The 25,134-nt window shown below is 61.5% G+C and carries 19 protein-coding genes; 3 read left to right on the top strand and 16 right to left on the bottom strand.

The window, feature by feature from the left end:
* The 15 genes from D8U69_RS14070 to D8U69_RS14000 form a co-directional block, all read right to left on the bottom strand.
* Positions 1-828 (bottom strand): ABC transporter permease, encoded by an 828-nt coding sequence (locus tag D8U69_RS14070; protein WP_056855313.1) that lies wholly within the window; start codon positions 826-828, stop codon positions 1-3.
* Positions 829-831: 3 nt separating this feature from the next.
* The gene (locus D8U69_RS14065; RefSeq protein WP_056855312.1) at positions 832-1,791 is read right to left on the bottom strand and encodes an ABC transporter permease; all 960 of its coding nucleotides are present in this window, start codon (positions 1,789-1,791) and stop codon (positions 832-834) included.
* A 167-nt stretch (positions 1,792-1,958) separates the two neighbouring features.
* Positions 1,959-3,560: an ABC transporter substrate-binding protein gene (locus tag D8U69_RS14060; protein ID WP_130907530.1), complete on the bottom strand. Its 1,602-nt coding sequence runs from the start codon at positions 3,558-3,560 to the stop codon at positions 1,959-1,961.
* A 98-nt stretch (positions 3,561-3,658) separates the two neighbouring features.
* On the bottom strand, positions 3,659-5,074 hold the full coding sequence (locus tag D8U69_RS14055) for an aldehyde dehydrogenase family protein (protein ID WP_130907529.1): 1,416 nt from the start codon (positions 5,072-5,074) through the stop codon (positions 3,659-3,661).
* Positions 5,067-6,257, bottom strand: a complete 1,191-nt coding sequence (locus tag D8U69_RS14050) for an aminotransferase class I/II-fold pyridoxal phosphate-dependent enzyme (RefSeq protein ID WP_130907528.1) — start codon at positions 6,255-6,257, stop codon at positions 5,067-5,069. Before D8U69_RS14050 ends, D8U69_RS14055 begins: the two co-directional genes overlap by 8 nt.
* Before the next feature lie 24 nt (positions 6,258-6,281).
* Positions 6,282-7,889: a 5-guanidino-2-oxopentanoate decarboxylase gene (locus tag D8U69_RS14045; RefSeq protein WP_130907596.1), complete on the bottom strand. Its 1,608-nt coding sequence runs from the start codon at positions 7,887-7,889 to the stop codon at positions 6,282-6,284.
* Positions 7,890-7,899: 10 nt separating this feature from the next.
* Positions 7,900-9,999: an acetate--CoA ligase family protein gene (locus D8U69_RS14040; protein WP_130907527.1), complete on the bottom strand. Its 2,100-nt coding sequence runs from the start codon at positions 9,997-9,999 to the stop codon at positions 7,900-7,902.
* Between the two features lie 18 nt (positions 10,000-10,017).
* On the bottom strand, positions 10,018-11,178 hold the full coding sequence (locus D8U69_RS14035; RefSeq protein WP_130907526.1) for an acyl-CoA dehydrogenase family protein: 1,161 nt from the start codon (positions 11,176-11,178) through the stop codon (positions 10,018-10,020).
* A gap of 42 nt (positions 11,179-11,220) precedes the next feature.
* A complete protein-coding gene (locus D8U69_RS14030; protein WP_130907525.1) occupies positions 11,221-12,012 on the bottom strand; it encodes an enoyl-CoA hydratase-related protein in 792 nt (263 codons plus the stop codon).
* A gap of 330 nt (positions 12,013-12,342) precedes the next feature.
* Positions 12,343-13,755 (bottom strand): amino acid permease, encoded by a 1,413-nt coding sequence (locus D8U69_RS14025; RefSeq protein WP_130907524.1) that lies wholly within the window; start codon positions 13,753-13,755, stop codon positions 12,343-12,345.
* Between the two features lie 206 nt (positions 13,756-13,961).
* The gene (locus tag D8U69_RS14020; protein WP_130907523.1) at positions 13,962-16,223 is read right to left on the bottom strand and encodes an ATP-binding protein; all 2,262 of its coding nucleotides are present in this window, start codon (positions 16,221-16,223) and stop codon (positions 13,962-13,964) included.
* Positions 16,220-16,999, bottom strand: a complete 780-nt coding sequence (locus tag D8U69_RS14015; RefSeq protein ID WP_130907522.1) for a transporter substrate-binding domain-containing protein — start codon at positions 16,997-16,999, stop codon at positions 16,220-16,222. The genes D8U69_RS14020 and D8U69_RS14015 overlap by 4 nt, the downstream gene beginning before the upstream one ends.
* Positions 16,999-17,715, bottom strand: coding sequence for a response regulator (locus tag D8U69_RS14010; RefSeq protein WP_056855303.1), 717 nt, complete (start codon positions 17,713-17,715; stop codon positions 16,999-17,001). Before D8U69_RS14010 ends, D8U69_RS14015 begins: the two co-directional genes overlap by 1 nt.
* Positions 17,716-17,790: 75 nt before the next feature.
* Positions 17,791-18,438 (bottom strand): TetR family transcriptional regulator C-terminal domain-containing protein, encoded by a 648-nt coding sequence (locus D8U69_RS14005; protein ID WP_130907595.1) that lies wholly within the window; start codon positions 18,436-18,438, stop codon positions 17,791-17,793.
* Between the two features lie 291 nt (positions 18,439-18,729).
* On the bottom strand, positions 18,730-19,524 hold the full coding sequence (locus D8U69_RS14000; protein ID WP_130907521.1) for a class II aldolase/adducin family protein: 795 nt from the start codon (positions 19,522-19,524) through the stop codon (positions 18,730-18,732).
* A gap of 282 nt (positions 19,525-19,806) precedes the next feature.
* Here D8U69_RS14000 and D8U69_RS13995 point away from each other — a divergent pair, with 282 nt between their 5' ends.
* Both D8U69_RS13995 and D8U69_RS13990 read left to right on the top strand, forming a co-directional pair.
* Positions 19,807-21,762: an FAD-dependent oxidoreductase gene (locus D8U69_RS13995; protein ID WP_130907520.1), complete on the top strand. Its 1,956-nt coding sequence runs from the start codon at positions 19,807-19,809 to the stop codon at positions 21,760-21,762.
* A 105-nt stretch (positions 21,763-21,867) separates the two neighbouring features.
* A complete protein-coding gene (locus tag D8U69_RS13990) occupies positions 21,868-22,464 on the top strand; it encodes a cupin domain-containing protein (RefSeq protein WP_130904818.1) in 597 nt (198 codons plus the stop codon).
* On the opposite strand, the gene D8U69_RS13985 is transcribed toward D8U69_RS13990, so the two are convergent.
* Complete coding sequence (locus D8U69_RS13985) at positions 22,461-23,393, bottom strand: helix-turn-helix domain-containing protein (RefSeq protein ID WP_130904817.1); 933 nt, start codon at positions 23,391-23,393, stop codon at positions 22,461-22,463. The two genes, D8U69_RS13990 and D8U69_RS13985, sit on opposite strands and share 4 nt — an antisense overlap.
* Positions 23,394-23,554: 161 nt before the next feature.
* Between D8U69_RS13985 and D8U69_RS13980 the strand changes: the two genes are divergently transcribed.
* Positions 23,555-24,913, top strand: a complete 1,359-nt coding sequence (locus D8U69_RS13980; protein WP_130907519.1) for a glutamine synthetase family protein — start codon at positions 23,555-23,557, stop codon at positions 24,911-24,913.
* Positions 24,914-25,134: the final 221 nt, after the last annotated feature.

Here is a 25,134-nt window from a genome sequence, read left to right as displayed (position 1 = left end):
TCAGCACTCCTTTAGGCCGCTGGACTTGTGCAGCATCCAGTCGACGACGAAGTTGACGCTGACCGTGATCAACGCCACGGCCAGGGCGGGCAGCAGCGGGCTGATGTCGCCGAAGGTGATCAGCACGGCGTTGTCGCGCACCATGCTGCCCCAGTCGGCGGTGGGCGGTTGAATGCCCAGGCCGAGGAACGACAGCGCACTGATGAACAGGAACACAAAGCAGAACCGCAAGCCGAACTCGGCAATCAGTGGTGCCGCCGCGTTCGGCAGCACTTCACGGGTCACCAGCCAGTACAGGCCTTCACCCCGCAGGCGTGCGGCTTCGACGAAGTCTTGCACCACCACGTTCATCGCCACCGCCCGTGACAGGCGAAACACCCGGGTCGCATCCAGCAGGGCAATCACCAGCACCAGCGAGGTCGCCGTGGTGCCGACCACGCTGAGGATCAGCAAGGCGAAGATCAATTGCGGAATCGCCATCAGGATATCCACGACCCGCGACAAACCCTGATCGATCCAGCCACCCTTGATCGCTGCAACCAACCCGCACGAACCACCAAGCAAGAACGCCAGCAGCGTGGTCAGGAAGGCAATGCCCAGGGTGTTGCGGGCGCCGTAGACCAGACGGCTGAACATGTCACGCCCCAGGTTATCGGTGCCCAACAGGAACTGCCCGCCCCAGGGTGCGAAGCCCTCGCCCACGACCTGGGTTTCACCGAACGGTGCAAGCAGCGGCGCGAACAACGCCACGAGGATGTACAGCACAATCACCAGCAGCCCGAATTTCGCGCTCAGCGGCGCCCGGATCAATTGTTTGAACAGGTTCATGAACTACCCCTTCGGATGCATCAGGCGTGGGTTGCTGGCGATCGACAGTACATCGGCGCTGGTGTTGAGCAGGATGTACGTCGCGGCAAAGATCAGGCTGCAGGCCTGTACCACCGGAATGTCGCGCTTGGCCACCGAGTCCACCAATAACTGACCGAGCCCCGGATAGACAAACACCACCTCGACCACCACCACACCGACCACCAGGTACGCCAGGTTCAACGCGACGACGTTGACGATCGGCGCCAAGGCGTTGGGCAATGCATGGCGAAAGATGATCCGCGATTGGCTGATGCCCTTGAGCCGGGCCATTTCGATGTAGGGGCTGGCCAGCAAATTGATCAGGGATGCGCGAGTCATGCGCATCATCTGCGCGATCACCACCAGGCTCAGGGTCGCCACTGGCAGCACCGAACGTTCCAGCACTGTGCCGAGGGAGGCGTCCGGCGACAGGTTGGAGATGCTCGGGAACCAGTTGAGCTTGACCGCGAACAGCAGAATCAGGATGTAGGCGACGAAGAACTCGGGGAACGACACAGCGCTCAACGCCGAGGTATTGAGCAAGCGATCAAACCAGCTATTGCGATACAACGCCGCGAGCATGCCCAGCAGCAACGCCAGTGGCACCGATACCAGCGCCGCCAGCAATGCGAGGCTGAAGGTGTTGCCCAGGCGCGAACCGACCAGGTCAGCGATGGGTCGCTGGTTGGCCAGTGACACGCCGAGATCGCCCTGCAGCAATTGCCAGATCCAATGCCCGAAACGGGTCAGCGGCGGCAGGTCCAGGCCCAATTGCGCGCGGTAAGCCGCCACGGTTTCCGGAGTGGCGGACTGGCCGAGCATGGCTTGGGCGATGTCCCCCGGGAGCAGGCCGACAGCCAGGAAGATGATCACCGATACAGCGAACAACGAAAGCAGGCCTAATGCGAGACGCTGTCCCAATAGCTTGAAAATACTTCTCATCATGCAGTTCCTTGAATTTGGGCACGCCTGTGAAGACTGCAAATGTCCGATGTGGGAGCTGGCTTGCCAGCGATAGCGGCAGGTCATGCAACATCAATGTTGACAGTGCCAACGCCATCGCTGGCAAGCCAGCTCCCACACGGGTTTTCATCGCATCGATTATTTCGTTATGCCTGCCACCACCGCTCGATCACCCGCAAGCCATCCAGTTCGCCATACGGCGCTGTCTGCCCGCCGTGCGCGACACGGTTGGATCGCGCTGCCACCGAACTGGCGAACAACGGCACAATCGCCCCGCCCTCATCGCGGCACAGGCCCTGCATTTCGTTGTACATCTCGCGGCGCAGCGGTTCGTTCATCTCGCCACGGGCGGCATTCAGCAGTTGATTGAATCGCGGGTTGTCCCAGTGGGTTTCGTTCCACGCTGCGCCTTTGGCGTAACCGATGCTGAACATGCGGTCGGCGGTCAGGCTGCTGTACCAGAACGAGGTGGTAAACGGCTGCTTCATCCACACGTTGGTGAAAAAGCCGTCGGCCGGTTCACGCACCACATCGATGTCGATCCCGGCTGCACGGGCCTGCTCCTTGAACAACACGGATGCGTCGACAGCGCCGGTATACGCCGCGTCGGAGGCTTGCAGGCGCACCTTGAGCGAATCCAGGCCGGCCTTTTTCAGATAGAAGCGCGACTTCTCCGGATCGTAGGTGCGCTGCTCCAGTGCGGTGTTGATGAAGCGGCTACCGGGCTGGATCGGATGGTCGTTGCCGACCAGGCCGTAGCCGTACAGCACCGAGGCCAACAAGGTTTCGCGGTTGATCGCATGCTTCATTGCCAGGCGCACGTCATTGTTCTGAAACACCTGGCTGTCGGTGAGCATCGGGAAGGTGTAGTGCTGCGCGCCTTTGGTTTCCTCAATCACCAGGTTCGGGTTGCGCTTGAGCAATGCCACGGTTTTCAAGTCGACCTTGTTGATCACGTCGACTTGCCCGGTGACCAGTGCGTTGATTCGCGCCGCGCCATCGCCAATTGCAATCAGCTCGGCGCCGGCGAAGTGTGCCCGCCCTGCCTTCCAGTAATCCGGGCTGCGTTCCAGGGTCATGCGCACGCCCGGTTCGAAATCCTTCAGACGATAACCGCCGGTACCGACACCAGCCTGCCAGTCCGGCACACCGTCCTTGCTCGGCATGATCACCAGATGGTAATCGGCAACCACGTAGGTGAAATCGGCGTTGCCTGATTTGAGTTCGAACACCACGCTGTCGCTGCCGTTGGCGCTGACCTTGGCCACATCGCCCAGCACGGTTTTGGCCGCCGAGCTGGATTTTTCCCCGAGGTGATGCTGGATCGAGGCGACCACATCGTCGGCGGTCAGGGTCTTGCCATTGTGGAAGGTCACGCCCTGGCGCAATTTGAACGTCCAGACCCGTGCGTCCGGGCTCGAGGTCCAGCTTTCGGCCAGTTCGGGGATCGCCGTGCCGTCGACGGCAATCTCGGTCAGGGTGTTATAGATCGCCGAGAACCCGACGAAGGTGAAGGTATCGACCCAGGAGCCGGGGTCTTTTGAATCGGTGGTGCTGCCACCGGCCAGGCCCAGGCGCAATACACCACCGGGTTTCGGCGTCGCCTGCGCCGCCATGGCGCCAAACGGCAGGCCCATGGTGAACGCCCCGGCCACGGCAGCCGCCGCGGCGCTGTACCTCAAGAAGTCGCGACGCGGGAAGCTGAATTCATGGTTCGCTTGAGTAATCTTGTTTTTGTTATCGCTCATTGGATTGCCCCTGATCAAAAGCTAACGGAATACCCATTCAAAACAACGCAAAACACCGGACCAAGGCCCGGTGCGTACAACGTTTGAATCGCCAACGGTCACACCTGGATCGCCTTCACTTCGACAAATTCGTTCAGTCCTTCTTCCCCCCACTCCCGACCATTGCCCGATTGTTTGTAACCGCCGAACGGCGCCTGATAGTTGAACGCCGCGCCGTTGAGGAAGCATTGGCCCGCACGCATTTGCCGCCCCAGATGCAAGGCACGCTCGGCGCTGCCGGCCCACACGCCACTGGACAGGCCGAACGGCGAGTCGTTGGCGATCTGGATGGCTTGCGCTTCATCGGCATAGGGAATCAGGCACAGCACCGGGCCGAAGATTTCTTCCTGGGCAATGCGCATGCGGTTGTCGACATCGGCGAACAGCGTCGGGCTGACGTAGAAACCCCGTTCAAATGCTGACGGCGTATCACCACCGCACAACAGCCGCGCACCTTCCTGTTGCCCGACCTTGATGTAATCGAGCACGGTGCGACGTTGCCCCGCCGAACACATCGGCCCGAGAAAACTGTACGGGTCGAGCGGATCGCCCATTTTCAGGCTCAGGGTTTCGGCCAGCGCAAGCTCCAGCGCTTCGGCGTAGCGACTGGCTGGCAGCAGCATGCGGGTCAGAGCCGTGCAGGTTTGACCGGAGTTGATCATCACGTCCTGCACGCCATAACGAACCGCTGCGGCCAGGTCGGCGTCTTCGGCGATCAGCAGCGGCGACTTGCCACCCAGCTCCAGACACACCCGTTTCACTGAAGGCGCTGCCGCCTGTGCCACACGAACGCCTGCGCCGGTGGAGCCGGTGAACGACACCATGTCGACATCCGGGTGTTTGGCCAACGCTTCACCAACCTTCGAACCTGGCCCGCTGACCAGATTGAACACCCCGGCCGGCAGGCCAATGGCTTCGATCATTTGCGCCAGCAAAAACGCGTGCAGCGGCGTTTCCTGACTCGGCTTGACCACCACCGTGCAGCCTGCAGCGAGTGCCGGGGCCAGCTTGCCGATCAGTTGATGCAGCGGATAATTCCATGGATTGATAAAGGCGCAGACACCGACCGCCTCGCGAATCACCAGCGAGTTGCCGACTTCGCGCACTTCGTCCATCAAGTGCGTCAGCTCGATGTACTGCTCAAGGCCGATGATCGGCCCGTCCACTTGCACCGAGCGGCACCATTGCACCGGCATGCCCAGTTCGGCGGTGATGACCGCGGCCATTTCGTCGGCGCGGTTGCGCAGTTGTTCGGCCAAGGCCCGGAGATATCCGGCGCGAACGCTGGCAGGTGTGCGCGACCATGACGCGAAGGCTTTGCGCGCCGCGGCCACAGCGTTGTCGACGTCGCGCTCATCGCCCAACGGCACGCTGCCGGCGACTTCCTCGGTGGCCGGGTTGATGACCTCGGCCACGCCTTGCCCCGAAGGTGTTTGCCAGCGGCCATCGATAAACAATGTCTTGTGGTTATGCATCAACCTGGGCCTCCATCAGTTCCTGGGCACAACGGGCGATGCGCTGACAGGCATCGCGCAACGGTTCGGCGCCGACCACCAGGCCGAGACGAATATGCCCGGCCGCGCTCGGGCCGAAAGCTTCACCGGCCAGCACCGAAACGCCGTGGCGATCCAGCAAGCGATCGGCAAATGCCTGGGCACTGAGCCCGGTTTCGCGGATATCCACCATCACGAACATTCCGCCATCGGGCTTCAACGCCCGTACACCGGGGCTTCCGGCGAGGCTGTCGCACACCAGGTCGCGGCGCTGGCGATAGGCTTCGCGCATGGCGTGCAGCTCCGGCAAGTCACTGTCGAGCGCGATCACCGCGGCGTCTTGAATAAAGTCCGGCGAACCGTAGAGCATGCACAGCGCCAGGTTTTCCAGGTGCGCGGTCAGTGACGGCGGCGCCACCACCCAGCCGACGCGCCAGCCGGTCATGGCGTGGGATTTCGACAGGCTGTTGAGGGTCGCGGTGCGCTCGGCCATGCCCGGCAGGCTCGCCGGGCTGACGTGCTCGCCTTCGAACAGCAGTTCGCTGTAGACCTCATCGGAAATCAGCCACAGGTCATGGCCGATGCACAGCTCGGCCAGCGCTTGCCAGGTGCTGCGCGGCAAGCTTGCGCCCGACGGGTTGTGCGGGCTGTTGAGCGCCAACGCACGGGTACGCGGGGTGATGCGTGCGGCAACGTCTTCGGGCAACACGCGAAAGCCGTTCTCCGAACGCACGGGTACGGGCACTACCACGGCGCCACAGGCACCGAACACCGCTTCGTAAGTGACGTACATCGGTTCGGCGACGATCACTTCATCGCCTGGGTTCAGTACGCATTGGGCAACGGCGAACAGCGCACACTGCGCTCCGGCCAGCACCGTGACCTGATCGGCAGAAACGCGTTGCCCGCTACGTTGCTGATGGCGCCTGGCGATGGCTTCACGCAGGGCACGCTTGCCGCGCACCTCGGCGTAGTGAGTGTTGCCGTTGAGCAAACTGTCGATGGCGCCCTGCACGATGGGCTGCGGCGTGTCGAAATCCGGGTCGCCCACGGACAGCAGCAGGATGTCTTCACCCTGCTCGCGCAGTGCCAAAGCGCGGTAATGAATATCCCAGGCGGCAGCGCCGTCCCCGGCGATACGTTGAGTCAGATCGGAAAAGCGCATGGCTTCATATCCTTCTAATACAGATCAATGGGCGCAGGCATGCTTGAGTTCGATCAGGGTCACGCCGTTGCGCTTGAAGCCGTGGCGCAGGTCGGTTTGCAGCTCCGCCAGGCTTTGCGGCTGGGTCACGGTGCAACCGAATGCACGTGCGAGCGCGGCGAAGTCCGGGTTGCGCGGCAGCACGCCGATCGGCTCGATATCGAGGCCGAGCATGTCGTCGCGGATCTGCCCCAATGCATCGTTATTCCAGAGCAACACCACCAGTGGGCTGTCCAGTTCCTCGACAGCGGTGGCCAGTTCCTGGGCGGTGTAGAGGAAACCGCCATCGCCCACCAGCACCAGACCGGGGCGCTGCGGTGCGCCAAACTTGGCGCCAATGCCGGCCGGCAGGCCGTAACCCAACGTCCCGTAACCGGTCGGGTGCAACCAGCTGCGAATGGCGAGACTGTCGAAGGCGTAGTTGCCGGTGTAGGCCAGTTGGGTCATGTCGGTGCTGACGAACGCGTTTTCCGGCAGCTCTGCAGCAATGCGCGCCAGAATCGATTGGTGAATCTGTTGCAGCGGACCATGGCTGGCCTTGACCGCTTCGCGTAGCGCGGCAACCGAGGCAATCGCTGCGCTGGCGTCACGTACGCTGGATGGCAGGCGCTCGAGCAAACCGCTGAGGGTTTGTTGCGCATCGCCATGCAAAGCCACCGCGCACGGGTAGAAGTCGTTGAACTTGCGCGGGTCGATGTCCACGCGCAGCAGTTGAGCGTTGAGCGGCAGGCGTTCGCGCCAGAAATCGGTGTCGGCCATTTCGGTGCCGACCGCCAGCACCACGTCGGCTTCGGCAATCAGCTTCCAGCCGGGTTCTACGCACAGGGACGAGCCGGCGTTCAACGCTGCGTTCGGTGGCAACAGGCCTTTGCCGGCGACGCTGGTGAACAACGGCGCCGCCAGTCGAGTGCTGATCTCCAGCAGTTGCTCGGTAGCATTCAAGGCACCGCCACCGGCGATGATCATCGGCCGTTTTGCGTCGTTGAGCCTGGCTGCTGCGTCATCAAGGGCGGTGGCACAAGCCGGGCCGCGGGTCGGACGCCGCACCACGTCATTGCTCCAGTCGCGGGTAATCGGCGCCGACAACACGTCCAGCGGCACCGAAATGTGTACCGGACGCGGGCGCTCGCTGTCGAACACCGCGTAGGCGCGGGCGATCAGTTCCGGCAGGTCTTCGGCGGTCAGTGCCACGGCGGAGAACGCAGTGATCGGCGCGGTCATCGCCCGTTGGTCCTGGCATTCGTGCAGGCTGCCCCACCCCTTGCCGAGACTGGCGCTGTGGTTGACGCTGGAAATCACCAGCATCGGAATCGAGTCGGCGTAAGCCTGGCCGATGCCGGTGGCGGCGTTGGTCACGCCGGGGCCGGTGATGACGAAGCACACGCCGGGCTTGCCGCTGACCCGGGCATAACCGTCAGCCATGAAACTGGCGCCCTGTTCGTGACGGGTCAAGACGTGGCGAATGCCGCTGCCTGGCAGGCCGCGATACAGTTCCAGGGTGTGAACGCCGGGAATGCCGAATACGGTTTCGACGCCGTAATTGGCCAGCAGACGCACCAGCGCCTGGCCACCGGTCAAGGTTTTGCTTTGCATGTTCATGTCCTCACTCGTGGCCGAGGCGAATCAACGCATCGACTGCGGTCGTGCCATCGGCGCCGACCAACAATGGGTTCACATCGAGTTCCAGCAACTGCGAGGCGTTTTCGCAGGCGTAATCGGCGACCGCGCGAATCGCTGCCACCAACGCCTCCAGATCCGCCGCTTCACGGCCACGGAAACCTTGCAGCAACGGTGCGCTGCGCAGGCTGAGCACGGCATGGCGGATCGCGCCGTCGGTGGTTGGCAGCAACAGGCTGCGACTGTCCTTGAGCAATTCCACCAGGATGCCGCCCGCGCCAATCACCAGCGCCAGGCCAAAGTCGTTTTCGCGCTTGATGCCGACAATCACCTCGGCCAACGGCGGTTTGGCCATGGGCTCCAGCAGCAGTTGATCGAACGGTACGCCCGGTGCATACGCGGTAATGTTCGAACGCATTTTTTCCAGGGCCGCGCTTAATGCGACGCCATCCTTGAGGTTCAGCGCCACGGCGCCGGCTTCAGTCTTGTGCGGCAACTGTGCGCTGACGGCTTTGAGTACCAGCGGATAGCCCAATGCTTCGGCGTCTTTCAACGCATTGGCCGGTGAGCTGAGAACACCGTTGGGTGTCGGCAGGCCGAAGACTCTTAACGCTTGTTTGGAATCCCATTCATTGAGCAATTCGCCTTCGCCTGTCAGCGCTTGCGGGCACAGCGGCACCAACGCCGATTCACCCAGCTCCAGCAAAGCCCGGCGATTGCGCTGGTAACCGGCAATGCGCCCCCACGCCGCGAGGCCATCCTCGACACCTTGCAACGCCGCCACGCCCTGGGCATGCAGACGAATGCGGGCGTGGACCGGCAGTAACTCAGGGAACGCCGAAGTGACAAAACCGGTCTTGCCATGCCGTACCAGCGCCTTGCAGAACAGGTCCAGCAGCAGGTCGCATTCCTTGCGCTCGCCAGTGAACTCGGCCGGATAATCGAGCACCAGCATCGCCGCATCGGCTTCAGTACGCAGGGCACTGTCGAGCATGCGGTTCAAGGCTTCGCCGTCGCCCCAGATCGCCGTGGTGAAATCCAGCGGATTCACCAGGTTGGCGTAACTCGGCAGCACCTGGGCCAGCTCAACCACCTGCTCGTCATCGAGCTTTGGCAAGCCCAGATCGTTGCGTTCGGCGTAGTCGGCAATCAGCCCCGCATCACCGCCGGAGCACGCCAGCGCGATCACGCTGTTTCCCGCCGGCAAGTTGCCGCAGGCCGCGGCTTTCAGGGTTTCGACGAAACTCACCGGGCCACTGACGCGAATAATCCCAAGGCGATCGAACAGCGCGTCATACAGCGCATCGGAGCCGGACAGCGAACTGGTGTGACTCAGGGCCAGTTCGGCGCCGATCTGCGACACGCCGGTTTTCAAAGCGATGATCGGGATGCCCTTCTCCAGCGCCTTGTGCGCGGCGCGGGCGAAACCCGGGACGTTTTTCAGGCCTTCGAGGTGCAGGCCGATAGCAGTGACCCGCGGCTCGTCGAGCAGCACATCCATCAACTCAGCGACGCCCAGTTGCGCCTGATTGCCAACCGAAGCCATGTAGGCCACTGGCAGCGAGCGGTCGCTCATCGACAGGTTGTAAGCGAAGTTGCCGCTTTGAGTCAGCACCGCCACGCCCTTCTCCACCGCTTTGCCGCCGTGGGCCACCGGCCAGAGCGCGCAGCTGTGCAGATAGTCGAGCAGGCCGTAGCAGTTGGGGCCGAGCAAGGCCATGTCACCGGCGGCTTCGAGCAGTTGTTGTTGCAGCGCCTGGCCTTCGGCACCGGTTTCGGCAAAACCCGAGGCATAGCAAATCGCGCCGCCCGCACCGATGGCGGCGAGTTCAGCGATACAGGTCAGGGTCAAGTCGCGGTTGGTGGCGATGAATACCGCGTCAGGGCCGCAGGGCAAGTCAGCAATACTGCGTACGCAGGGCACGCCTTCAAGGCTGTCGTTCTGCGGATTGACCAGCCACATCTGCCCTTGGTAGCCACCTTCGGCGCAGCGCTTGAGGGCACGCGCCATACTGCGCCCGCCCACGAACGCCACATGCTGTGGCGCGAGCATGCGTTTGAGGTTGTCACGAATGGTTTGCGACATGGAAATTCTCCGGGCGGATCAGCGCAACAGTGGCCGCAGCAGTTCGCGGGAAATGATGTGGCGCTGGATTTCCGAAGTGCCTTCCCAGATCCGCTCAATCCGCGCGTTGCGCCAAATGCGCTCCACCGGACTTTCGTCCATCAAGCCCATGCCGCCAAAGATCTGCACCGCCTCGTCAGCCGCACGCCCGAGCACCTCGCTGGCGAACAATTTGGCCATGCCGGCCTCGCCATCGGTCATGGTGCCCTGGTCCATTTTCCACGCGGTGTGCAGGGTCAGCAGTTCGGCAGCGCGAATCTGCGTGGCCATGTCGGCCAACTTGAACGACACGCCCTGATAGGTGCCGATCGGCTGGCCGAATTGCTTGCGATCCGCCGCCCATTGCAACGAAACATCGAGTGCGCGCTGGGCCTGGCCGACACAGTTGGCCGCCACCATTACCCGCCCGGCAGTCAGCCAGGCGTTGGCCACTTCCCATCCCTTGCCGACTTCGCCCAGCACTTTGTTGGCAGGAACGCGGCAATCGTCGAAGAACATTTCGAAAGTGTGGTAACCACGGTTACTCACACATTTCGGTCCACGGCGAATGGTCATGCCCGGTGTGTTGCGGTCGACCAGGAACGAGGTCACGGCGTTACGCTTTTTACCGTTGTGTTCGTAGGTGTCGGTCACGGCGAACACGATGGCGAAATCGGCATGCCCGGCATGGCTGATAAAGTGTTTGCTGCCATTGAGGATGAAGTCATCGCCCTCGCGCACGGCGCGGGTCTTGATCGCATTGGCGTCGGAGCCGGCACCCGGCTCAGTGAGGGCGAAGCAATCGATTTTCTCGCCCTGGATGCACGGCAGCAGGTAATCGTTGATCTGCTCGCCGGTGCAAGCCATGAGGATTTTCGACGGTCGCGCAACGAAGACATGCAGCGCCCAGGAGACTTTCGACAGTTCCCGCTCGATCAGCGCCTGGGACAGGTAATCCAGGCCGCCACCGCCGACCTCTTCCGGCATGTTGAAAGCGTAGAAACCGGCCGCAATCGCCTTGCCGCGAATCTGTGCCGCCAGTTCCGGCGAAACCTCGTCGGCACGGTCGACTTCGGTCTCATAGGGCAGCAGCTCCTTCTCGACGAAGCTGCGTACCGAGTCCACCAACATTTCTTGTTCTTGGGTCAGTTGGAAATTCATGCTGCTACCTGTTGTTCGTGTGCTGATAAAGGGGTGCGAGGCTTAGCGGCCGATGAAGCGTGGCGGACGTTTTTCCATGGCGGCGCGCAAGGCTTCGCCACCGTCTTCGCTGCGACCGCAAAGCAGTCCGGCGGCGAGTTCGGCTTGCAGTTGTTCGGGCAGGCTGCGCTCGGCGCCTTCACGGATGAGTTTTTTGGTCTGGGCGAAAGCGAATGTCGGCCCGGCCGCCAGCCGCGCGGCCAGCTCGCTGGCAACGGTCAGCAGTTGATCGTCGGCGCAGACTTCGCCGACCAGCCCGGCTGCAAGAGCACGGTCAGCGCCCCACAATTCGTCGAGAAACAGCAGGCGTTTGGCTTGTTCGCTGCCAATCAGGCGTGGCAAATGCCAACTGGCGCCGGCATCCGGCGAGTAGGCCATGCTGGTGTAGCCGGCCTTGAACCGCGCGGACTGCCCGGCGATGCGCAGATCGCAGCACAGGGTCAAATCCATCCCGGCGCCGACGGCGGTGCCGTTAATGGCGGCAATCGTCGGTTTTTCCAGGCTGTGCAGACGCGTCATCAAGGCGTGGGCAGTTTCGGTCCAGCCGTAGGTTTCCAATGCGCCACGGGCTTCGGCGTCGGCCCACTCATCGAGGTCGGCGCCAGCACAGAAACTGCGACCGCTGCCAGTCAACACCACCACGCGCACCGCTGGATCGGTGTTGAAGCGATCGAGCAACGCCTGCAGGCTTTTCAGGGTCGGGATGTCCAGCGCGTTGCGCTGTGCGCTGCGATTGAGCGTGATCCAGGCAACGCCTGCTTCGACCTGGCTGAGCAGCGAATCATGAGTAGTCATGCGAATCCTCGAATTATTTTGATGAGTCTGAGGTGATGCGACTTGAAGCCATACTAAACGAGTGTTCAGCAAGGCGGCAATTGTTGGTGGAATGAGCTGTAACAAGCTCTATGAATCTCTAAAGCATTGGTTTTGTTGAATTTTTTCTGATGGCGCGAGCGCAAGCCGGTGGCGCTGTTACAACTTCGAACAACTCGCTACGGCCTCCCCAAAACCAATGTGGGAGCAAGCCTGCTGGCGATAGCGTCATCACATTCAACATCTCTGTTGACTAATGCTCCGCTATCGCCAGCAGGCTGGCTCCCACAGGGGATGTACGGATTGAAGGGATTACACCGTGGGCAAGTTCGGCGCCAACACGCCCTGGCGCTTGCGATGAATCAGGAAGTACGCGCCATAGCACAGCGCAATGAAACCAAAGCCCCAGTACAGCGATGGCCGTTGGGTTTCATCCAATGCGAGGAACACGAACAGCGAGCAGCACAGCGTGATGCACATCAGTGGCAGTACCGGGAACCACGGTGCGCGATATTTCAGATCGCTGAGTTTGCCGCCTTCGCGCAGGTAGGCCTTGCGGAATTTGTATTGCGCCAGCGCGATGACAATCCAGGTCACAGTGCCCGACATCCCGCTCACTGCCATCAACACCATGAACAAAGTGTCAGCCGCGATGAAGCTGGTCATCAGCGACACCAAAGCGAAACACAAGGTGATACTCAAGGCACGCAGCGGCACCCCGCGTTTGCTCAGTGGCGACAGGCTCTTGGGCGCCATGCCGGTTTTCGACATCGCCCACAGGATGCGCGTCGAGGCATACAGGCCAGAGTTGCCCACCGACAGGATCGCAGTGAGGATCACGAAGTTCATCAGGTCGGCGGCGTAAGGAATGCCGACCATGTCGAACACCTGCACGAATGGGCTTTCCATCAGCCCCGCTTGCTGCCACGGCACGATGGCGGACAGCACGATGATCGCCAGCACATAGAAAATCAGCACGCGGAACACCACGTTGCGCACCGCACGCGGGATGCTTTTTTCCGGCTGATCGGTTTCGCCGGCGGCCACGCCCATGATTTCGCAACCCTGGAAGGCGTAGACCACGGTCATCATCACCGCGAACACTGCCGACAAGCCGTTGGGGAACAACGAATCGCCAATCAGGTTGCTCGCCATCGGCGCAGGAGCACCGCTGCTCAGCGGCATCACCCCGAAGATCACCAGCACGCCAACCACGATAAAACCGAGAATCGCCGCCACCTTGATCCCCGAAAACCAATACTCGGCTTCACCGAACGCCCGGGTCGCCAGCGCGTTGATGCCGAACAGCACGACCACGAACAGCGCCGACCAGTACCAGATCGGCACGGTCGGAAACCAGCGCGTCATCAGCATCCCGGCGGCCGTGAATTCAAGGCCGACAGTGGTCGCCCAGCTCATCCAGTACACCCAACCGATCATGAACCCGGTCGCCGGGCCGATGTATTTGGTGGCGTGGGTCTGGAACGATCCCGATACCGGCATCTGCACCGACAGTTCCCCCAGGCAGACCATCACCAGGTACATCAGGAAACCGGCCACCAGATACGCCAGTATCGCCCCAACCGGGCCACCCTGATTGATGGTCACGCCGGAGCCCATGAACAGCCCGGTGCCGATCACCCCGCCCAGGGACAGCATGAAGATGTGCCGGCTTTTCAGGGCGCGGGTCAGGTGAATGCCTTTGCGATCAGTATTTTCGTTCATGTCAGCACCCCAAGTCGGTGAGGTGCGCAGTGCATGACAGGACGTCAGGGCACGGGGAGAAATCAGCTTTACGGCCATTCATTATTATTATCTCCAATAAGCTTCGAAGACCGCGCTGCGGCGGTTGTGTCGATTATTGGAAAGCCATGTAAGGTCGCGTTGAACGTAAAGATCGAAGTTGTGAAAAGTCGTAACAAACTTGTACGTCAGCTCTGCAACAGCGGTTCCAGCGTGTCCAGCGCCCGTTGGCATTGCCCGTCGACCTGCGGCGCCAGCAGGCGCACGGCCGCCTCATCGTTGATTCGTGCGGCGTCCTCCAGCGAACGCAACGCATTGGCCAACGCACGAAACCCCAACGAATCGCAGCTTCCCGCCAGGCGATGAGCCAGGTGCGCGACTTCGGTCCCGTCTTCGGCGCCAATGGCTTCGCGCAATGCCTCACGATGCTGCAGGATCGATTCGCGCAGCACGGCCAGCAGCCCCTGCACTTTCTGTTCGCCCAGCAAGTCGCGATGGGTTTGCAGCAGCGGCCAGTCCATCGCGCTGTCTTCGTGCATCGGTGGCGGAGTCGATCGTTGCTCCCTCAGGGCTTTGCGCAGATTGTCCAGTTTCAACGGTTTGGCGAGCACGCCGTCCATGCCGGCATCGAGATAGCCGCGCACCAGTGCCGGTTGCACACTGGCGGTCAGGGCAAAAATACGTGCGGTGCGGTTCGGTCCGTCGAGGCTGCGCAGGCTTTTGCACAGTTCCACACCGCTCATGCCCGGCAGATGCACGTCCAACAGAATCAGGTCGAATGCCTGCGCAGCACATTGGCGCAGCGCCTGTTCGCCCTCTTCGGCCAGCCAGACCCGATGGCCGTCGCGCTCCAGCAAACCCGAAACCACTTCCCGATTGAGCGCCACGTCCTCCACCACCAGAACCTTCAACACCGGCCCCGGCACGTCCACCGGCACCGGACTCGTCACGCCAACAGCAGGTTGCAGCGTCAGTTCAAACCAGAAACAACTGCCCCGCGCGACTTCACTGGTGACACCGATGCTCCCGCCCATCTGCTCTACCAGGTGTTTGCAGATCGCCAGTCCCAACCCGGTGCCGCCGAAACGCTGCGCCACTTCATCGCTGGCCTGGGTAAAACGCTCGAAGATCTTTGCCTGCATCGGCGGCGCGATGCCGATGCCGTTGTCGGTGACACTCACCCGCAAGCGATCTGCGCGATTGCCTTCAGGTTGCGCGAGTAACGCCACATCGACACTGACCTCGCCGTTCTCGGTGAACTTGATCGCGTTGGCCAACAGATTGCTCAAGACCTGGCGCAAGAACTGTTCGGCGCCGTAATAACGCTCGGCTACCCGCTGATCTATTCGACACTGCAGCACCGTGTCATTGGCCAAGGCCTTCGGCTCCAGCAGCGTCAGCACTTCATCGAGCAATTGCCGAACCGAGAAATCCACCGGCTCCGGCAGGCTCGCGCCCTCCTCCAACTTGGCGAAGAACAGCACTTCGTTAAGGATGGTCAGCAAACCTTCGCCGGCCTTGTGCAGTGCATCGAGCCGTTTGCCGTCGCGCTCGTCCAGCCGGGCATCGCGCAGCAACTCAGCCATGCCGAGAATGCCGTTGAGCGGCGTGCGCAACTCATGGCTCATGGTCGCCAGGAACCGTGACTTGGCAAGGTTGGCCGCTTCGGCTTCATCCTTGGCGCGCATCAGGCTGGCGGTACGCCGCTCGACCATTTTCAACAATTCGTCGCGGTTGTCCTGCAAGGCCAGTCGATCGGATTCGCGGCGTTCGATGTCGCTGAGGATTGCCCGGCGCATGTCGTCGAGGGCGTGGGCGACTGTGTCGATTTCATCTTCGTTGGCGCTACGGCTCTTGCCCAGGCGCAGGGGTTCCTGCCACTGACCGGCGGCAATGCGCCGGGCGAATTCGGCCATGACCTGCAAGTGGCGGGTCACCAGGCGATAAAACAGGCCGGACAACGCCACCGCCAGGCCACACAGGAAGGCGCCCATCCACAACAGGCTGGTCAAGCCGCTGGCATACAGGCGCTGATACACCGCCCCCAGATCGGTGCTGACTTCCAGCTCGCCCAGTTGGCGCAACGGGCCGGACGGTGGTTGATAGTCCAGTACAAAACGCTCGATACGCAGCGGCCCGATCGGATGCGGGTTGCCCTGCACCAGATCGAAATCGTTGCTGATCAGATGTACCCGTGCCACGTCGGAAAAGTCCACCAGCCCGCGCAATTGCACGTTCAACTGTTCCTGGTTCAGATCCCACAGGCTGCGCTCCAGGCTTGCCAGGTACCCGGCGCGGATCAGCTCCATGCGCGAATCGATCTCGCGCATCTCGCGCCGGTACTCGATATACAGCTGTACGCTACTGGCAAGCACGGTAAAGCACAGGCTGAACAACAGAATGAACAGCAGCAGACGCCGCAATAAACCACCGGATCTGCCGCGGATCATGGGGTGTTCGCCGGCAGATTGATCATGTCGCGGTAGGTGACTTCACTTTCATTGAGCAGGCGTTCGATGTCACCGGTTTCGACCATCCGCTGCAGCTGCGCATCGATGTCCGCCATCCGCGCGGCCAGCGGTGAGCGGCGGGATACAGCGACCCGCAGATAGTCGACGCTCAGGGCGGTGGGCAACGCGACGATATCTTGCGCGCCGGCCAGGCTTTCGACGTAGAGCTGGCCGGTGCGGCGTTCCTGGGTGATGAAATCGATGCGCCCGCGAATCAGCTTGCCGAAGTTCTGGCGACTATCGGAGACCCACTCGATGTTGTTGTTTTGCGCGACCATGCGATCGAACTCCACGCCGTAGCTTTCGCCGAACAACAGCCCGCCCCGGTAATGCGCCAGGTCTTGCAGGTGTTCGAACTGCACCGGGTGTTGCCGGTTGACGAACAGCGCGACTTCTTCGCGCAGCACCGGGACAGTAGAAAACAGCATGCTTTGCTCGCGCTGCGCGGTGCTGTACGCCAGGACCACGTCGACCCGGCCTTCGGCGGCATCGAGCAGGCAACGCTTCCAATTGCCCAGCACCACCACTTCAACCTCGTAGCCCAGTTGGCCGAACAGTTTTTTCACCACGCTCGGCGCCAACCCACGGACGTGCTTGCCATCGCTCCAGGAAATCGGCGGATACACCGGGTAATCGCAATAGCGCACCGTCTGCGCCGCGGACGTACTGCCCGCCACCAGCGCCAATATCAGGCAGAGCAGCCTGATTGCAGCCATCACGCCGCCAGGCTGGCGGTGAATAGATAACCGGCGCCGTGAATGGTGATGATCAACTGCGGTTCCGCCGGATCGTCGTGCAACTTGCGGCGCAAACGCCCCACCAGCACGTCGATGGAACGGTCATTGGGCACCCATTCGCGGTTGCGGATCTGGTCCATCAACTGGTCGCGACTGAGCGTGTGACCGCTGTTGCGCAGGAACACGCTGAGCAACTGATACTCGCCGTGGGTCAGCAAGGTTTCACTGCCGGACGCATCGATCAGTCGGCGGCGGTCGGTGTCCAGCGCCCAATCGGCGAACTGTTTGACCGGTTTGGACACAGCGGCGACCGGTGGCGGCGTCTGCGCGTGGCGGACCCGACGAATCAGGTTTTTCGCCCGGGATACCAGCTCACGTGGGTTGAGCGGTTTGATCACGTAGTCATCGGCACCGCATTCGAGGCCAACGATGCGGTCAATTTCATCGTTGCGCCCGGTGATCAGGATGATGCCCACTTCCGAACGCACCCGCAGCTCGCGGGTCAGGGTCAGGCCGTCCTTGCCCGGCAGGCGAATATCAAGCATGACCAGGTCGACGCTCTGGCTGGCCAGAAAGGTTTCGGCCAGTTCCGCCGTGGCGGCGCTATGCACCTCATAGCCCTCCTGGGAAAGGTAGGCATGCAACAGTTCGCGAATCAGCGGATCGTCATCGACGACCAGTACCCGAGGAGTCATTGCTGGTGTCCTGCTTGTTTCTTATTAGAAGGGTGTTGCATCAGCGCCAGAGAGTAGCCACTGCTGAACGGGTGATCAACAGCTACTCGTCTGTATGCAGTAACGCTGGCGGCCACCGGCCTGCAAACCGTCGACCCAGGCTTCGCAAATCTGAATGCCTTGCTCCGGGGTAAAGGTGCCAGGGTTGAGGCCGGACTCCAGCCACAAGCCATCGAGCAATGCGCTGAGACTGATCGCCGCGAGATCGGCGTCAAAGTTTTCCCAGTTTTCTTCTTGTGCCAGTTCCATCAGCACCTTGCGCAGGATGCCGCGATACTCGCCGTAGGAGTGATCGTGGGCCTTGTTGATCGCCTCGGCGGTTTTCACCGCACCCCAGAATGCCAGCCAGGCGTCGATCAGTTGCGGGTCGAGCAGTTCGGCGGAGAACGACCCACGGAAAAACGCTGACAGACGTTCGCGGGCATTGGGCGCCGCTTGCTCCATGGCGTCACGCAACAGGGTCATGACCCGGCCGGTGATCGCCATGTAGGCCTCGGCCACCAGTTCGTCCTTGCCGGAATAGTGATGGCTGATCAAGCCCACCGACACACCGGCCTCGGCGGAAATCTTGCGGATCGAGGCGCCCTGAAAGCCGTGGCGCTTGAGGCACGTCAACGTGGCCTCGATCAGGTTGGCCTTGCGCAACTCCGGTTCCATGCGGGAAAAACGGGCTTCCTGATTCATCGGCAACACGCTCCTGGATTCAATCATGGGGACTCGCGATTGGCCCGCGAGTTGAACGACTGTACAGCAAGAACAGGAAAAACCTCCAGTCAGTTACCAGCCTGAAAGACTTCGGAGCATGACCGGGCCCCATCGCTGGCAAGCCAGCTCCCACAGGGTTAGTGGGTGTACGCAAAATCTATGCACACCTGAGAAACATTGTGGGTGTACGCAAAATCTGTGCACACCTGAAAACATTGTGGGAGCTGGCTTGCCAGCGATGAGGCCCGCCTCAACAGCCGAGAATCCAGATCAGTCCCGATAACCCGGCGCCACCCGCTCCAGCAACCGCAACATCGCCGCCCAGGCCAGTTGCATCGCATCCGGATCGCTCAGTTCGCCCTCTTCCAACGGTCGCCCCGGATCATTGAACTGGCGCTCGGTGTGCGCGCAGACTTCGGCGGATGGAAGTACCAGCTCACCGGCGGCCTGAGCAGCCAACTGAATCTCACAGGCCTTTTCCAGGTAATACATGCGTAAAAACGCCTGGCTGACGGTTTCACCGACAGTCAGCAAACCATGGTTACGCAGCATCAACACCGGCTTGTCGCCAAGGTCCTGCACCAAGCGCTGTTGCTCGCTCATGTCCAGCGCCACGCCTTCATATTCGTGATAAGCAACGCGGCCATAGAACTCCATGGAAATCTGGTTCACCGGCAACAAACCACACTTGAGTGCCGCCACCGCGCAGCCGGACCGGGTGTGGGTGTGCAATACGCATTGCGCATCTTCGCGGGCACCGTGAATCGCGCTGTGAATCACGAAACCGGCCGGGTTTACCGGGTACGGCGACGATTCGACGGCTCGGCCATCCAGACCGATCTTCACCAGATTCGACGCCGTGATCTCATCGAACATCAGCCCGTACGGGTTGATTAGAAAATGGTGCTCGGGCCCCGGAATGCGCACCGAGATGTGGGTGAAGATCAGGTCAGTCATGCGAAAGTGCGCGATCAGTCGATAACACGCGGCCAGTTCCTCGCGCAGTCGCTGTTCGATGGCGCTGCGCCCCGGGGCGGCAGTCAGATGACTCGCGATCTCAATCATTTTTATGGTTCTCCAGGTTGATCGGCTGGGGCAGACAGTAAGGCTGGACGTGTTGAACGTCCAGTCGCTTTCCGTGCACCAAAGTAAAGAAATAGATTGATTTTTTACTACAGGTAAATTTCTATAGAAAAAAAACAACATCAACTGACAATTTTGTAGGAGCGAGCCGCTCGCGATGGACGTCAACGATGACACCGTGAACCTGATACCCCGCGGCGTGTTTGAATCCATCGCGAGCAGGCTCGCTCCTATACAGTCAGCCTGCCTGGAGTAGCCCGCACCATGCCGACACCTGCTTTCGCGCACCTGTTCGAACCCTTGCAGATTCGTGGCAAGCGCCTGAAAAACCGCATCATGTCCAGCGGTCATGACACGTCGATGCCCACCGACAACCTGGTCAACGAGCAACTGATCGCCTATCACCGGGCGCGTGCCGAAGGCGGTGTCGGGTTGATCGTGCTGCAAGTGGCCGGCGTGCATGACAGCGCGCGGTATACCTCCCATGTGCTGATGGCCACCGACGATGCCTGTATCGAGGGTTATCGCAAACTCGCGCAAACCTGCCACGCCCACGGCACCGTGGTGTTGTCCCAGGTGTTCCATCCGGGCCGGGAAATCATGGAGTCCAGCGACGGCTTGCTGGCGGTGGCCTACTCGGCCTCGGCGGTGCCCAACGAGCGCTTCCGGGTGATGCCACGCGCGTTGGACCAGGCGATGATCGACGAGATTGTCACCGGCTATGCCGCCGCCGCCCGCCGCTTGCATCAGGCCGGCATCGATGGCGTGGAAGTGGTCGCCAGCCACGGTTACCTGCCGGCGCAATTCATCAATCCACGGGTCAACCGCCGAACCGATGGCTACAACGGCGAACTCGAACAGCGCCTGCGTTTTCTTCGCGAAGTCATCGCTGCGATACGCGCCGCCACTGACGAGCAGTTCATCATCGGCCTGCGCATCTCTGCCGATGAGCGCGATCCCGAAGGCCTGACCGAAGACGAATCCCTGGCCGCCGTGCAGTCGCTGCAAACTCAGCTCGATTACGTGCACATCGTCGCCGGCACCTCGGCGTCGCTGGGCGGTGCCGTGCACATCGTGCCGCCGATGGCGATCGAGGCGGCTTACCTGGCCAGGGAAGCCGGGACGTTCAAGGCCAGTCTGGCGATTGCGCTGTTCGTCACAGGGCGCATCAACCAGCCCCAGGAGGCCGAGCTGATTCTGGCTCGGGGCCAGGCCGATGTCTGCGGCATGACCCGGGCGTTGATTTGCGACCCGCAGATGCCCAACAAAACCGATACTGGCCGCGCCGAAGACGTGCGTGCGTGCATCGCCTGCAATCAGGCGTGTATCGGGCATTTCCACAAGGGCTTGCCGATCTCCTGCATCCAGCACCCGGAAACCGGTCGTGAGCTGATCTTTGGCGAACGGCAAACAGCTAAAACACGCAAACGGATCATGATCGCCGGTGGCGGCCCGGCCGGGATGAAAGCGGCCGCCGTCGCCGCACAACGTGGGCATGAAGTGACGCTGTACGAAGCCAGTCCGCAACTCGGTGGCCAGGTATTGCTCGCGCAATTGCTGCCACGGCGCAGCGAGTTCGGTGGGGCCAGCACCAACCTGCAACGGGAGATGGAATTGGCCGGTGTGCGCGTGGTGCGTAATACCCGCGTCAACCGCGCCTTGGTGGAGCAGGAAAAACCGGACATGGTGATCATCGCCACCGGCGCCGAACCTTATTGGCCCATGTTCGAACGCGGTGGCGAATTGCAGGTGGTGGACGCCTGGCAAGTGCTGCGCGAAGAGGTGCAGATTGGCCGCTCGGTAGTGGTGGTCGACTGGCGCTGCGACTGGATCGGCCCCGGCATCGCCGAGCGCCTGACCCGCGCCGGGCATCAGGTGCAACTGGCGGTCAACGGCACTCATTGCGGGGAAAACCTGCCGTTGTATGTCCGCGATCAACTGGCCGGTGAATTGCACAAACTGGGCATCCCGATCATTCCGTACGCCCGGTTGTACGGTTGTGATGACAACACTGTGTATCTGCAACACACCGCCAGTGGTGAGCCGATGCTGCTGGAAAATATCGACACGCTGGTACTGTGCCAGGGCCATCAACCGGTCGACACGCTGGGTGCCGAACTGCAAGGTTTGGTGGAGTTTCGCCGTATCGGCGACTGCCTCGCGCCGCGCACGGCTGAAGAAGCGATTTATGAAGGTCTGAAAGTCGCGTGGGAGCTTTAAGCCTGTTTATACTCCGGGCCATCAACGGCTAACACCGACCCTGTAGGAGCGAGCCTGCTCGCTCCTACAGGGGTTTGCGCCACTCCTTCCGGTTCGGATTTGACCATGAGCAACAGCAACACCACACAGCCCGCAACCGGCGCCGCAGAGCCGCACTTTCTCGGCACGCGAATTCGCGGCCTGCGCAAACGTCGGGGCATGACCCTGGCAGCGTTGGCGCAACAGAGCGAACTGACCGCCGGCTACATCAGCCAGCTGGAACGCAACCTGGCCTATCCGTCGATCCCGGCGCTGTTCAATATTGCCCGCAGCCTCGGCGTGACCATCCAGTGGTTCTTCGCCAGCGAAGCCAATACCGCCCCCGAAGATGACGGCATCGTGGTGCGCAAGAACAGCCGACTGAGCGTGCATTACGAGGATGGCATCGTCGACCAGTTGCTCACGCCGCAACCCAATCAACAGCTGGAAATGCTCCACTCGCGTTTTCCGCCCGGCACCTACAGCCAGCAAAGCTACAGCCACGAAGGCGAGGAAGCCGGGTATGTGCTGTCGGGGCGCTTCGAGTTGTGGGTTGGCGAGCGCCATTTCCAGCTCTGTGAAGGCGACAGCTTCAGCTTTTCCAGCCGGGAACCGCACCGCTACGGCAACCCTGGTGAAGTCGATGCGGTAGTGATCTGGGTGATTACCCCGCCGACGTTTTAACGCCGGCCACGTCCAATGGGTTGAGTGGCACTTGCCCGCTTGAGCGTGTCGCTCGGCAACTCCTTGAACAGTGCACGGTAGCTGCTGGAAAACCGCCCCAAATGCCAGAACGACCAATGCATGGCCACTTCTGCCACGGTGGTTTGCGTCGGCGTGCGGCTGAGCAATTCACGGCGGGCACTGTTCAGGCGCCGCAGTCGCAGCCACTGGGTTGGCGCCATGCCCGTATAGGCCTTGAACGCATGCTGCAACTGGCGCAGTGAAACACCGGCAACCCGGGACAGCTCCAGCAGGTTGAGGTGTTCTTCCGGGGTGTCTGCCGCCCATTCCCCTACCCGCTTCATGATCGCCCGCTCTCCGGCCCGGCGCTGCAACGCGCCTTGATCGAGACAGACGCAGGCGTTGTCGAGAATAAACAGACAGTCATCCAGCAATTGCTGAGTCAGCGCTTCCCGGGTCGGCGGATCGAACGTCTGCGACAGCCGCGTCAGCGTGCTGCTCAGCCAACGGCAGAACAGCGCGTTCTGCTGTGAGTTGAGCGGCGCCATGAACAACCCTTCGAGCCGGGCGACATCGAGGCGATTGCGTTGCACGAACTCCGGACCGAACACCACGGCGATTTCCTGGTAGTTCTCCGGGGTGATCCAGATGTTGCGGCTTTCACCATTCAACACGTACAGCGCGTTGTCACTGCGATCGAAACAGAACGCCAGCGCCCCCTGCGGTGCACTGAAATTCTGCTCGACCCGGGTGTTCATGTGCTCTTCGTAGATCTCCACGCCCTGTAAATCCAGATAGCGCACCAGACCGGCGAAATGCCCCGGTGACATCTGTTGGTAATGCTGAGTCCAGCCCGGCGTGACACGGATTTGCTCGGCCACATCGACGGTGCTGAACGCTTGAACCTGGAGTGAATTGCCGTTTGTCATGGGTGACCTTGCGCACTCTTTTGGTGCACTTTGTGCTGCTTAAAGTGGATAGATGGAACCGCGAGGCTCGCCCAAGATAGACGTCAACGCGCTACAGGGGAAGTGTCCGGCGGATGAAACCGGCCTCTCCTGGCGTTAATAAAACCAATAACGAGGTCTTTATGAATGTCCCTTTCGATCAGCTGTTCACTTGGCTGAAAGATCACAAGATTACCGAAGTCGAGTGCGTCGTCAGCGACCTGACCGGCATTGCACGCGGCAAAATTGCACCCACCAACAAGTTCCTGCATGAGCGAGGCATGCGCCTGCCGGAAAGTGTGCTTTTGCAAACGGTAACCGGGGACTTTGTCGACGACGACATCTACTACGACCTGCTCGACCCGGCCGACATCGACATGGTCTGCAAGCCTGTCGCGGACGCGGTCTATGTGATTCCATGGGCCATCGAGCCGACCGCCATCGTCATCCACGACACCTTCGACAAGTTCGGCAACCCGATCGAACTGTCGCCGCGCAACGTGCTGAAGAAAGTCTTGCAGCTGTACACCGACAAAGGCTGGCGGCCGATTGTCGCACCGGAAATGGAGTTCTACCTGACCCAGCGCTGTGAGGACCCGGATTTGCCGCTCAAGGCACCGATGGGCCGTTCGGGTCGTGCTGAAAGCGGTCGTCAGTCGTTCTCCATTGATGCCGCCAACGAGTTCGACCCGCTGTTCGAAGACGTCTATGACTGGTGCGAATTGCAGGGCCTGGACCTCGATACGCTGATCCACGAAGACGGCCCGGCGCAGATGGAAATCAACTTCCGCCATGGCAATGCGCTGGACCTGGCCGACCAGATCACCGTGTTCAAGCGCACCATGCGTGAAGCGGCGCTCAAGCACAACGTGGCGGCGACCTTCATGGCCAAACCGGTCGGCGACGAGCCGGGCAGCGCCATGCACATTCACCAGAGCGTGGTGGATATCGCCACCGGCAAGCCGATCTTTGCCGACGCCGATGGCAACATGAGCGAGCTGTTCCTGCACCACATCGGCGGCTTGCAGAAATACATCCCGAAAGTGCTGCCGATGTTTGCGCCGAACGTCAACTCGTTCCGCCGCTTCCTGCCGGACACCTCGGCGCCAGTGAACGTCGAATGGGGCGAAGAAAACCGCACCGTCGGCCTGCGCGTACCGACCTCCAGCCCGGACGCCATGCGCGTGGAAAACCGCTTGCCGGGCGCCGATGCCAACCCGTACCTGGCCATCGCGGCCAGCTTGTTGTGCGGTTACCTGGGCATGGTCGAGCGCGTCGAGCCGAGCGCCGCCGTCCAGGGCCGGGCTTATGAACGCCGTAACCTGCGTTTGCCGATCACCATCGAAGACGCCCTGACCAAAATGGAAGAGTGCGAAACCATCGGCCGTTACCTGGGCGACAAGTTCGTGCGCGGATACGTCGCGGTCAAACGCGCCGAGCACGAGAACTTCAAACGGGTGATCAGTTCGTGGGAGCGTGAGTTCCTGATGCTCAGCGTCTGACCAGTTCTCATGATCGTTGATCGTTCCCACGCTCTGCGTGGGAACACAGCCCGGGACGCTCCGCGTCCCTGCAACAGCCGAACGCGGAGCGTCCGTGGAGGCATTCCCACGCGGAGCGTAGGAACGATCAACATTCCCCTGTGGGAGCTGGCTTGCCAGCGATAAATGATCGTTCCCACGCTCTGCGTGGGAACACAGCCCGGGACGCTCCGCGTCCCTGC

The organism is Pseudomonas sp. Sample_16 (assembly GCF_004307665.1).
GTDB lineage: Bacteria > Pseudomonadota > Gammaproteobacteria > Pseudomonadales > Pseudomonadaceae > Aquipseudomonas.
This window is presented reverse-complemented; position numbering and strand designations above follow the sequence as displayed.